The 11,869-nt window shown below is 31.9% G+C and carries 12 protein-coding genes and 1 pseudogene; all 13 read right to left on the bottom strand.

Annotated elements, in window-relative coordinates; translation table 11 throughout:
• Positions 1–142: 142 nt before the first annotated feature.
• The 13 genes and pseudogenes from KQI38_RS00480 to KQI38_RS00420 all read right to left on the bottom strand — a co-directional run bounded on the left by KQI38_RS00480 (position 143) and on the right by KQI38_RS00420 (position 11,860).
• Positions 143–643 (bottom strand): hypothetical protein, encoded by a 501-nt coding sequence (locus KQI38_RS00480; protein WP_216554213.1) that lies wholly within the window; start codon positions 641–643, stop codon positions 143–145.
• An 18-nt stretch (positions 644–661) separates the two neighbouring features.
• Complete coding sequence (locus tag KQI38_RS00475) at positions 662–1,489, bottom strand: DNA adenine methylase (RefSeq protein WP_216554211.1); 828 nt, start codon at positions 1,487–1,489, stop codon at positions 662–664.
• A gap of 18 nt (positions 1,490–1,507) precedes the next feature.
• A complete protein-coding gene (locus KQI38_RS00470) occupies positions 1,508–1,846 on the bottom strand; it encodes an HTH domain-containing protein (protein WP_216554209.1) in 339 nt (112 codons plus the stop codon).
• 126 nt (positions 1,847–1,972) lie between these two features.
• A complete protein-coding gene (locus KQI38_RS00465) occupies positions 1,973–2,155 on the bottom strand; it encodes a hypothetical protein (protein ID WP_216554207.1) in 183 nt (60 codons plus the stop codon).
• 98 nt (positions 2,156–2,253) lie between these two features.
• A pseudogene (gene istB / locus KQI38_RS00460) lies at positions 2,254–2,936 on the bottom strand (IS21-like element helper ATPase IstB).
• A 71-nt stretch (positions 2,937–3,007) separates the two neighbouring features.
• Positions 3,008–4,594 carry an IS21 family transposase gene (gene istA, locus KQI38_RS00455; protein WP_216554205.1) on the bottom strand — a complete coding sequence of 529 codons (1,587 nt, stop codon included), beginning with the start codon at positions 4,592–4,594 and terminating at the stop codon, positions 3,008–3,010.
• 240 nt (positions 4,595–4,834) lie between these two features.
• On the bottom strand, positions 4,835–5,854 hold the full coding sequence (locus KQI38_RS00450; protein ID WP_216554203.1) for a hypothetical protein: 1,020 nt from the start codon (positions 5,852–5,854) through the stop codon (positions 4,835–4,837).
• Positions 5,851–6,144, bottom strand: coding sequence for a DUF4314 domain-containing protein (locus KQI38_RS00445; RefSeq protein WP_246565474.1), 294 nt, complete (start codon positions 6,142–6,144; stop codon positions 5,851–5,853). The genes KQI38_RS00450 and KQI38_RS00445 overlap by 4 nt, the downstream gene beginning before the upstream one ends.
• Positions 6,137–7,807: an antirestriction protein ArdA gene (locus KQI38_RS00440; protein WP_216554201.1), complete on the bottom strand. Its 1,671-nt coding sequence runs from the start codon at positions 7,805–7,807 to the stop codon at positions 6,137–6,139. The genes KQI38_RS00445 and KQI38_RS00440 overlap by 8 nt, the downstream gene beginning before the upstream one ends.
• A 15-nt stretch (positions 7,808–7,822) precedes the next feature.
• Complete coding sequence (locus KQI38_RS00435; RefSeq protein WP_216554199.1) at positions 7,823–8,509, bottom strand: hypothetical protein; 687 nt, start codon at positions 8,507–8,509, stop codon at positions 7,823–7,825.
• 137 nt (positions 8,510–8,646) lie between these two features.
• Positions 8,647–8,976, bottom strand: coding sequence for a hypothetical protein (locus KQI38_RS00430; RefSeq protein ID WP_216554197.1), 330 nt, complete (start codon positions 8,974–8,976; stop codon positions 8,647–8,649).
• Between the two features lie 416 nt (positions 8,977–9,392).
• Entirely contained in the window at positions 9,393–10,049 is a 657-nt protein-coding gene (locus KQI38_RS00425) for a hypothetical protein (protein ID WP_216554195.1), read from the bottom strand.
• 446 nt (positions 10,050–10,495) lie between these two features.
• Entirely contained in the window at positions 10,496–11,860 is a 1,365-nt protein-coding gene (locus KQI38_RS00420; RefSeq protein ID WP_216554193.1) for a hypothetical protein, read from the bottom strand.
• Positions 11,861–11,869: the final 9 nt, after the last annotated feature.

Raw genomic sequence — 11,869 nt, 5'->3', positions numbered from 1 at the left:
TGATGATTTCATAGACGAAGCTTTATCATATGCAAAGCGAAATTTAGAGCAATCCAAAGAAACTTAGAGCAATTCTATGAAGATATTGTACTATTTTTTCATATTTAGTTTACAGAGCCCATATAATTTCTCTTTCTGATGATTATTCATCTCCATAGACAATATTATCTGTCATTAATTTTTCTTCTAATTCTCTTATACAGATTCCTGATATTTCAAAAATATCAATAACAAAGTTTGGTACATCAGCTATGTCATAATCATAGTCTGCCTGCATAACTACCACCTCGCCACTATCTTCTTCTGTATAAGCACAAAGTTTTGCATCTATGGGTATTCCTGCCTCTTCTAGTAAATAATCAGGTACTATAATCTCATCATATTCTTCAAATTTTTCACAGTATGAACAGTCAAGACATCTTCCACAGACTCCTGCAAGATGTACTATTAACTCTTCTGATAAACTCTTAAGCCCTTCAGCTAGTTTAATAAGCTCCATTGCATTCATAGTTCCTTTCATTAATACAAATCCATTTTCCAATGATTTTAATTCAATATCTTCACTATCTAAAAGACTTGAAGCCTTTAGTACCTCAATTGGTATAATGATATTGCTATTAGAATTTTCTTTTATAATTTTCATATGGAATTCCTCCTCATTTTAAAGTTCATTGTTCATTTCAAATATATTTATTTGTGAAGGATTGTTATCCTTCCTTTCCTGCATATCATAATTTGATATAAGTATTTCTGGAAACTGGGCACCATTGTCATAACGTTGTTTAATATTATTGATGCGGGTAAAGCTTTCAATCTGAATATTTGGTGCATCATATAAATTCCTTATAAACTCACAGTCATTGTACGAAAGCAAGAACTTCCCCTCTATGTCCATTAAGGTGTCCCGAAGCCTTATATGATCCTCTTTCTTGAATCCATCTTCACCAACGTTTTTATAATATTTTTCTGTCTCATAATAGGGTGGATCTGCATAGAAAAAGCTGACAGGGCGGTCATACTGCCTTATCAGCTTTTCAAAATCCTTATTTTCAATAACTACTTTGCTAAGTCTTCTATGTGCCTGTTCAATTAAGGGGAAATTAACCCACATATCATGAGGCTGACTGCCATAACTTGTAAGTCCTGATGCATAGCTGTAGCGAATCAGCTGATAAAAATATGAGGCTCTTTCTACATCACTTGCAGGGCTATCCCTTGCAAGTGAATTCTTTACTATTTCAAAATCCTCCCTAGAATTTAACACGAAATGCAGTGCCTCTATTAACTCATCTGGCTTTTCCCTTACACATCGGTAGAGATTAGTCAAAAGTCCATTAAAATCGTTATATACTTCAAAATCATTGCCAGGAGGTTTATGAAACAAAACCCAACCTCCGCCTCCAAACACTTCTATATATCGTTCATAATAAAGAGGAAATACTGACACTATTAACTCCCTTAAAGCCTTCTTCCCGCCTATCCAACTCATAAAACTATTAATATTTCATCACCCCTCTTCTGCTTCATCATCAAAGTTCAATCTCAGCTGGTCACTATCATCTGGAAAATGTTCCAATGCTTTGATCAGCCCTCTTCTTGCTTTGGATATCTCCTTTATTCGGCTTGTCATCTGCCTAATGCTTGCAATAAGTTCCTCTCTGTCGGCAGCATAATAGTATCCCTTGTCACCGCTGCATATGGGATTGCCATCATTTCTTAATTGGTTTACTAGTCTCCTGACAGTTCTGGAGCTGATACAGAATCTATTTTGAAGATATGCACTGGACACAGCCTTTTCTTTTCCCGTATGATACTCTTTTATATAGGTTGAAAATTTATGTTCCACCTCCCTGCCTCCTTTTCCCTTCCACGTTTTTGGACAACAAAAAAAGGCCGACTGTTTTGCTGTAATTTACAGCTAACAATCGGCCTTTTTATTTGGGGGTATAAAAAAACACGGATATCTTCCGCGCTATCTTAGTACACCAAGTTCTCTTAAGAGTTTAATACTATCTTTTATTCCTTCTAAATAAATGTGTTTTTGCATCTCCCTTTCTACAAAGTCGGATATGTCTTTATAATCTTCAATCTGCCTTCTTACTTCTTTTGGAATATCAGTATTTTCATATAACTTTATACTTAATTCCTTTACCATTTCTACTCCTTGCTTTACTTCCTCATTTTCCTTATGTATTTGTCAACTGAAAAGTGTACCATATAATAATCGAAAACTGTACCACTTGGTAATGTAAACTAATTGGTTTCTTCTAACCATTCCCTAGTTTCTTTAATCCTATAAGAATCACCATTCATATTTATTACATAAGATTTATGGGTTAATCTATCAATTAATGCAGCTGTCAAAACTGGGTCATTGAATATCTCATTCCATCTATCAAATGATAAATTAGTAGTTATTATTGTAGACTTTCTCTCTGCCCGGAGGGAGAGAAATGTAAAAAGTAATTCACTTCCTTCTTTGTCAAAAGAAATATATCCTAATTCATCTGCCACGATTAAATCATACTTTTCAAATCTTTTTTCAAAAGTATATAATTTCTTGTCACTTCTGGATTCTTTCAATTCATTTATTAGGGATGCTACTGTTGTAAAGTACACTTTATAGCCCGTATTGCAGGCTCTATGCCCAGTCCTATTGAAAGATGGGTCTTACCCGTTCCTGGATTTCCTGCTAGTATTATATTCCTACCTTCCTCTATGAAATTAAGTGTTTTAAGCTCTTTAAGCCTCTTTCTACAGTCTTCTGGTAAATATTCTACCCTTAGTTCATCTAGATACTTTTTGTAGGGAAATCTAGCATTCTTAATTCTGTTTTTCTTGCCATTTTCCTTTCTCATATCATAGGCTTCTATTAAGATATCTCTTAAGAATTCTTCATAGGGTTTATCAAATTTGTATGCTTCTTCAATGCTCATCTTTAACCCTTGATTCACACCTGGAATCTTCAGTTCTGATACATATTTTTTAATTTCTTGTAATATTTCATTCAATTTTCATACCTCCCTATTGGTTTTAAGTTAAACAAATCATTTAATATTGAGATTTGCTTTAATGATGCATTTTGTATTGATATATCCTTAGTTTCTAAGGATTCTTTATCCATTGGAAGTTTGAAAATTATATTTTTAATATTATCTGTTGTTACTAATTCTTTCTTTATTTTCCTTAATTCTTCTACTGCTTTTAATACGCTGTCTAAATCTTTTTCCTTTATTAATTCCAAAAGTTCTATGAAATCTCTTGGATTACTGGTATAATATTCTTGATATGTTTCTTGAAGCTCTGGGCTAAGCTGGTGTCTACCAACACTTGCGTGTAATGCTCCAGGCTTCTTTTTTAATGTATGAATAAAATGATTTATATCTATACTCCAATAATGGGCTTGATATGACCTCTTATGTTCAGCTATCTTATTATCTTTGTAATATATTTCTATTATCTCTGGATATATTTTTACATTTACAAATTTACCTACTAGATAATCTGGTACTGAGTATTTATTTTGATCTATGGTTATTACACTATACTTATTAACCCTTGCTTCAACTCTTCTAGAGGCATCATAGGGTGGCTTTAACGGTATTAGATAAGCCATTTCTTGATTTAATATATCTAAGGGACTTTGATTTTGTAACCAGTTTCTTTTTTTAGAATTAAGTTCTAATAGTTTCTCACCAAGGTAAGTATTTGCTTCTTCTATAGACTCAAAGTCAGTTTGACTTGAAAATGCTTTTCTTCTAACATATTCAATCCCTTTTTCTACATGACCTTTTTCATTTCCTTTAGCCACATTGCAGAACCTGTATTTAAACCCATAGTAAATTGATATTTTAATTAAATCCTCTGTAGCTTCTTTCTCATTTCTTCCAACAAACCTTCTTACGGCCTGCTTTAGATTATCATAAACTAATTCTCTATGGACCCCACCCATACGATTAAAGGCCCTAACATGAATATCTAAAAAGTTTTCCATCTTCTGATTTTGGTAAAGCCTTGCATAGTGATGTGAACCACAGGCTGTAGTTAAAAGACCCATTTGAAAAGTTGTAGGCTTACCACCTATTGTAATTTTAACTTCACCCCAATCAAATTCTAGTGTTTCCCCTAAATCATATTCCTGTCTGATAAAAGCTTCCTTTTTCTCATGATTATCCCTTATGTAATTACAAACTGTAGGATAGCTAATATCAAATCCTAGTTCAATCAATTTTTCATGTATGTCAATTTTCTTCATTAATTGCTTATGTCTACCGAGTAACCGGTTTCTCTCATTTTCTTTTATTAATTCATTTATCTTTTCTATTATTTCATCTGTTAATTTAATTCTAGTCCTTTTACTAGTATCATATTTAGGTGCTGATACCATTTCTGAAACAAGATTTAAAGTATCACTATTAGTAATATTATTATCCTTAGCTAGTTCTTCTATTTCTTCACACTTAGATTCATAATTATTAATATATTTTCTTACTGTAGTTCTAGAAACCTTCATCTCTCTAGCTATTGCTCTTTGAGACATATTTTCTCTAAAATATTTCATTAGTATTTCTGCTTTCTGATCCAGCTTTATCACCTCTTGTCCCCCCTCAAAAGATATCTTCAAGGGGTATTATATTTTAAGGTGGACCAGTTTTCAATTATTATGGTGGTCTACTTTTAGATTAACATAAACACCTTAATCAATTTAAAATATGCTATTTCCAGTCTCTCAGTTACCGCTTCTTCCAGTATTTCAATAATATCTTCCATGGTGCACCTCCTTCAAGCACCACAATATATCACAAGTTACTTAATATAGCTATCAGAAGTTTTTCTATTCCATGGATATTTCCATGCTACCTGGCTCTTTACTGAATTCATAGTAGAACTTCTCTTCATTTCTTTTAATAAAACCATGCTTGCAAGACTCTAATTCTTCCTTTTCTATAACTGCCATGGCATATTTTACATAGTCAAAGTTTTCTCCTAATATTGAGTCTGGTTTTACGATGTCATGTTTCTCTGCCATAATTCTTCCGTACTTTTCAAAATTTGCACCTTTTGGTACGAAGTCATAGCTGTCTAGATTTTGAGAGATATCAAGGGCAAAATCAAGTCTGCTACATCCTTCAATCTCCATAGCTGATTCTAAATGTTCCATATAAAAGTCTTTCCCTTGATCTTGCTCATCACAAGCATAACCTAGATTATTACCACTCTCAATTAATTCTTCTATGGAATCATACTGGTTTTTTAATTCTGTAATATTTGGGAATATACATTTTGCATCTAATAAATTGCCTTCATCCCACTTCTCTAACCCAAGTACGTCTAATGCAATATCTAGCTCATCAGGTTCTAAAGTAAAAGATCCGTAATCAGGAAGGTTTATCCATAAGCCCTCTGGATACTTTTTACTTCCAACTTTAATTTTTATAGTCCAATTATCCCCTGTCAGCTTATCTAGGTTTGAGCCATCATAAATTTGTTTTACAGTTTTCCTTTCAATTGTATAGCCTTCGTTTGTAAATGCACCTTCAAAGTCGTCATGGTATTCAGTGCCAAGTTTTTCTGTATTTATAAATGGAAGTATCTCATCAGATGCACCTTCTTTATGTTTAGCCACATATTCTCCAAGAGGTTTTTCATCTGTGGCTTTATAATAGAAATCAAAACCGCTTAACTGTTCAGTAAGATTAATCATATCTGCTGCAGTATATATTCCAATAATTTGAATAGCACCCTCTAAAACATATTGCTCTTTAACTGACATTTCATTAAATCGCTTATCTAGGTAGGCTTTTTCTTCTTCTGTTCCTTCAAGCCTTTTCCACATATAATTTAAATCTCTCATAGACTCATACCTCCCATGCCTTGGGACTGTTCTTTGGAGTGTTCCTCTGATTCTTTGATTTCCTCTTGTGGTCTGGATAAGACTTTGAAATTATCTTCTTCGGGAATAAGTCCAAGGCCTCTGCCATTATCCCACTTCATGTGTATAGTTCCTATATCATCTACGAGAATAACTGTACCTTTAGTCCCTTTCTCAACTCCTTGCTGATCATCCATGGTTGAAAGTAATTCTATTCTTGTTCCTGCAGGGTACATCTTTTTAATTCTTTCTACTTGATTTCTATTATTCAAATTTCATCCCTCCCATTATCTGATTTTGATTTATTCCCATTTCTTCCGCTGTTTTAATAAACCAGCTCTTACTGCTATTCCAGAAACTAATATATACGTCTCCCATATCTGTGCTTATTTCTCTCTGTTCAAAACCTTCTCCCCATCCGTCTGCAGCCTGTCCAATCACATTTTCTTTTATTTTCCCAAGCTCTTTATACGTTAAATCATCATTTAATGTTAGTATTGCTACACCCATTAGTTCATCATCTACCATTTCAACAGAAAATTCATATTTAGCTACCTTCCCATTTACACTGTCATGTTCATCATAGTAACGCATAAGGCCTCTTTCTTTTTCTTCTGGAAGAATATCTCTTCCTATGGCTTCAAGGATCTCATCAATATAATCAACTATTTCATAGTTTCCTAATTCCATTGGTTCATTTAAGGTTTCTCTATCGCCATAATCATTTTCAATATCATAGGTTGTAACAGTTAAAGGCATATATAGTTTTAATGTCTTTAATTCTTTATCTTCAGGAATCATTATTCCTAGATTTTCGAATAATAAATTGGCAAGCTTTTGATTGTATCCATGATAAATAATATATCCCTTATCTGAAAATGCTCCATCTTCCTGTGCTATTTTTTCTCCGCCATATCTTTTAAAATCAATGTATTCTTCAAGATTTGGATCGTATTCAAAACGTCCTGATTCGCATATCATATATCTTCCGTAGCTTTCCATATCTTTAATGCCATCAAATAGTTCAAATTCATACATGGATTCTGCAAGTGCAAATACTTCATCAATAGTTCGAGGCTTAATATGATCCATAAGTTTTTCAAAATATCTTGTATCTTGACTTCCCATCTCACTATAATGCTTTGCTAAATTATTTAAGGCATCTACCTTAATTACTGGTGTTGTACTTTCAGAAACAATATTTAGTATACTGTCGGGAAAACTATGGCTATCAACTGCCACCTCACAATCATGGAGATAAGGTGTTTCTAATCTCATCAATGCTTTTTCAACTTCAACATCTGAACAAGGAAGATAGATATATTCATTCTCTCCCTTTGCAGTCAGCTGTGCTGCTGCTATTGTTTCCCTCCATATATATGGAGGGAACTGCTTTCCGTTATATACTTGTTCAGGTACATTACTATTTTTATATAGGACTCCATATGGTGTGATTATAGGATTAGGGTTATTTTTTATTACATCCATTGCATATGATTCACCATCAAGTTCATCTATTTCTTTTGTCGATACTGCTTGCCTCTCTGTTAGATATAGGTCTTTTCCCACCTTTTCCAAATCATTAAAGTCAGATACAAGACTATAGCAATGCATATTAAAACTTAGATTTATTAGCTCTCCCATTGTCTTAGGGTTTTCTGCAAAGGATGCAGCGTAAAATCTTTCTATCTCCTTTTGACTAAAGCCATCCAGCCTTTTCATTAAATAGTTCAGCTCATCTATATTACAGTTTTTATTATGCAGTATGTTTAGAAAATTTCTATCCATGCTATTTTCAATATAGCAATTTGATGCTGTAGTCATTTCTATTCCCAGCTCATTACATATCCTATCTAGATTTTCTTCTTCAATGGGAAACCATATGGTTCTAGTCTTTTCATTCTCTCTATTCAATTTTTTAATTGTTATGTTCAAGTCTTATCCCTCCATCTACTTTGTAATTAAAAATATATCTGTGCCATACCTTGTAATCAGTGAAGCATTAATAATAGTCTTAAAGGTCTTATCATCAATTAAATCTACATCTGCTATTTCACTGATTTCAATACTTTCTTTTCCTGTCCATATGGTTTTAGCCATTTGATATATGGCATAACCTTCTGTACTTATTTGTTTAAGGCTACACTTATTAAAATCAAATCCATTTGGTTTTACTGTATGCTCTAGTAGATTCCATAGAGTCTCATCAGAAGTAAGGAGAAATATGACAGCAATATATCTTGAAGATATATCATAGATATGAAGATCTTGTTCGTAAATCACACAATAGAATCTTTCCTTATGATTAGAATTTAAGAATACTTCCCCTTTAAAGCTATCAGAAAGATGTTTCAACCTATCTTTAAATGAATAATTTCTTATTTTTCTAAAGCATTCATTTATTAAACCTTTGTACCTGACCTTATCCATATTAGATAAGAAACTAGAATGAATGTATTCACAGTCATTGCATCTATTACTAAAATTAATCACAGAATTACACCCCTTAACACCCCCCTCACAATTAAAATAATTATTAATAACTACGCCACTTCTTCTTGGTTGAAAATTTGGCACCATAACCATCAGCTGTTCTATCCCCTCTAAGGAGGTGCCATACATAAATAATTTTGACATTGTTCTCAATCCTTTCTTTCTGTTTTAAAATAAAAAAAGGCGAAGCCTATCGATCATAAGTTGACCGACGACTTCGCCTCCTAGATTTCTTTATTTAGTTTTAGTTTTAGTTTTATATAATAGAGTATTGTAAAAGCTTACAGAACTTGAGTTCCAACATAATTTCCAAAACAATATTGAATATATTGGCTTCTATTTTTATCAAAATTAAAACCTTGCTTTTCAAATTCTTCTAAAATATATTTGTCTACCCCATAAGGACTTTTAAGACTATCAATTAGCGCTTTACTTAGAGTAAGCTTATATTCATCTATTGCTACAATAAAGTCATCATTAATTTTATCAAGTTTTACTCCATTCTTGATTTCTTCAAATTCTCTGTTTAAAGCAGAAACAACTACCCCAATAAAATCTTCTGTTTTCATATTTTTTGACATATAACCTCTTATAAAACCCGTTGTATTCACATAATCATCTCCTATAAAATATTTGAATAAATAAAAAACTTCTCATCAAAAGATAAGAAGATCTGAAATCATTATGTTTTCACCCCCTTATCGAATCTTTAGCTGGACCACCTTGCATATTGCAGGTTGGTATAGGGTCATAGAGCTAAATCTCTACCCTAACTCTTGATACTTTGGTGTATATTTAATTTTACAATTTTATTATATCATAATATTATTATGATTCCCATATCTTATTAAACTTTAAAACATAATCTATTCATTAGTTTGCTTATTAATAGATTTGCATCCTTTCAACTCTTTAAACAACTCTAATTAACTCTTTTCCAGAAAATTCCTCTATTTATTAATTCTAGTTAAGTTAATTCCAACTAAGCTTTCTTCATTCGCAAGTTTAATGATAATCAAAAATTATCTTAAATAGTTATTCCTAACAAATCTCTAAATTCTTTCTCAAGCCTTTCTCTAAACTCTGGAATTTCTTTTTTGGTCATGATGTCCATTAGCTTATACCATTTATCCATATCCTGACCATCCCAATCTTCTTCCTCAATAATTGTTCTATTCATATTCATAATAATCATAATTATAGCCTCAATTTCTCTAATATTAAAAATAACCTCCTCACTAAAAAAAATTCTATTTGAGTTTGTATAATTCATAAAATCAGATATTGATTTACAAAGAAAATCATAATTGATTAAGGTTTCTTTCTTTTTTGACTCCATATTTCCATTCATCATATCTTTAACAAATATATTTAAATAGTCTTGCATATCTACAAGTTTTATATATAATTCTTTAATTATTGCCATTCTTTCTTCATGTAATATGGTAAAACGTAGTTTGTTTTGATGACTTATTCGATCTAATTCACTATTAAACTCGGCTAACTTAATATCAAGTTTATTTTGAAACTCTTTCAATTCAACTTCATGTTTTTTCCTCTCATTTTCATAAATCCTAGATGCCCAAACCTTACCTAACCAACTTGATAATCCAATAATAACAATACTTGCAGAACCTACAGCCCCAATTATTGCTCCACCTATTTTTAATATATTATCAATCAAATAAATCCCTCCTAATTGTTGACATGGCAAAATATATATTAATAATTCTTTATATTGACTCGTATATTCTCAAATTACCATATGTCATCTATAAAACACCCTATTTTTAGAGGTCAAAAAACGGTGTTTTTTCACTGTTTTTTGACCCAATTTTAGTCCTCAAACCACTATATGTTGTGTTCAAATCCTATTATTTCTTCTTTGAACCACAATACGTCATCAGAATTATACTCTCAACGTGCCTTGAGGATACAAAAAAGATGCCCATTGATGCTGGCACCCCCTTGGCGGCAAGGTATATTTATGAAACCTTAATCCGTTGCAGGCTTTTTTCGCGGGATTAGTAGTTGCATTTGGCTTTACAATTTAAGCAAATTGTAAGCAATAAAACCTTCAAAAGTGTATTGACCTCTTGAAGGCTTTATTCGATACAATTTCATCTGTCATTATTCCCAATTCATAATTAGTGTTGCTCCTTGACTTAATACCGCATTATAATCTCCATCTTCTAGAATACGCTCTTTAAGTTTTACACTAATATCATCGTTAACAGTATATTCTTTATTTTGTTTGCCAAGGTGTTCTTCAATCAGCTGATTTATTTGCTCAATATCATTAATGTTTTCTAAATATTTACCAATTAAATAAACAATGAAAAACATAAAGGCATTTTTATTTTTTGTGCCTTCGGGGTTTAATACAATAGGTTCAATTGAGTCCATGATGTACTCTTTAGCAAATCTTTTTAACGCTTTTTTATGAATTAAACCTTGATTCATTAAATAATCAATATTATTAATTATAATGCCTATGCTGTTTTTTGTCGGTTCTCTTGTTTCTACAACACATCCGCTTTCCATAAGCTGATATACCGTACACAAAAAGATTTTTTGTTGAAGTGAGGCATCTGAAAGATCAATTGGTATCATTACTGTTGCTCCGTTAATTTTTCCACCAGGGACAAAACTATTTTGAACATCGTGGAATAAAGAAGCTGGCTCTTCATATATTATTTCTTTTCTTTCACTATTAATTGTAAATTCCTGCAACATACAATTATTCTTACACAATTGCGGATTGAATTTACATACTTCTACTTTATATAAAGCCACTCCAAACAAATTCACTAATACATATATATTTTTATTTTGACTCAAGTACCCGATAATACAATGACTTGCTAACAGAGTATTTTGCTTAAAGCAACCTATAATATCGATATCTTCAATTACAGATACAGGCTGCCCAACACCCAAAGTAATGAAATCGATAATGTCCGTAAAATCATTGTATTTATCGTCTATATCATTTTTTAAACAATACCATTCATATGCGATTTTTGAGATTGTTCTAAACATTTCTTCACTAAAAAAAATACTGGTATTAATTTGAATTTTTTTTTCAATCTCAAGCTTATTTATATCAATTTGTTCAACTCTATTTGGATCTTTAGCAATATTCTCTATATCGTTCAGTAATCCCATCAGATGCTTACCATCTGTGCTTCTCAGCTTTCTTCCTCTAAATAACTCAGTTTCGGAAGATAGCTTTGTCGAATAGTCCAACCCGGCAATTTTGTATATCGCCTCATACTTAGGGTATGAACTGCTTTTACTTGATTTTATATCTAATGAATTAGTGAGGAATGCCAGTTCACTAATTACCTTATACTCAAATAAGTCACTGAACTTATTATTGTGTTCTGTTTTACATACATTCCTATTTAATATTCTTGCGTTTGTTAATGCATCCGGAATAATATCCGATTCTGACAAATTATATTCAGTTCCACAATATATACATTTAGCCATAACCTATTA

It is taken from the genome of Tissierella carlieri (genome assembly GCF_018917285.1).
GTDB classification, from domain to species: Bacteria; Bacillota; Clostridia; order Tissierellales; family Tissierellaceae; genus Tissierella; species Tissierella carlieri.
This window is presented reverse-complemented; position numbering and strand designations above follow the sequence as displayed.

Excerpts from the sequence above, each read along its gene's own strand:
- KQI38_RS00480 (WP_216554213.1), bottom strand. The coding sequence starts at position 643 with ATGAAAATTATAAAAGAAAATTCTAATAGCAATATCATTATACCAATT.
- KQI38_RS00475 (WP_216554211.1), bottom strand. The coding sequence starts at position 1,489 with ATGAGTTGGATAGGCGGGAAGAAGGCTTTAAGGGAGTTAATAGTGTCA.
- KQI38_RS00465 (WP_216554207.1), bottom strand. The coding sequence starts at position 2,155 with ATGGTAAAGGAATTAAGTATAAAGTTATATGAAAATACTGATATTCCA.
- KQI38_RS00450 (WP_216554203.1), bottom strand. The coding sequence starts at position 5,854 with ATGAGAGATTTAAATTATATGTGGAAAAGGCTTGAAGGAACAGAAGAA.
- KQI38_RS00435 (WP_216554199.1), bottom strand. The coding sequence starts at position 8,509 with ATGTCAAAATTATTTATGTATGGCACCTCCTTAGAGGGGATAGAACAG.
- KQI38_RS00420 (WP_216554193.1), bottom strand. The coding sequence starts at position 11,860 with ATGGCTAAATGTATATATTGTGGAACTGAATATAATTTGTCAGAATCG.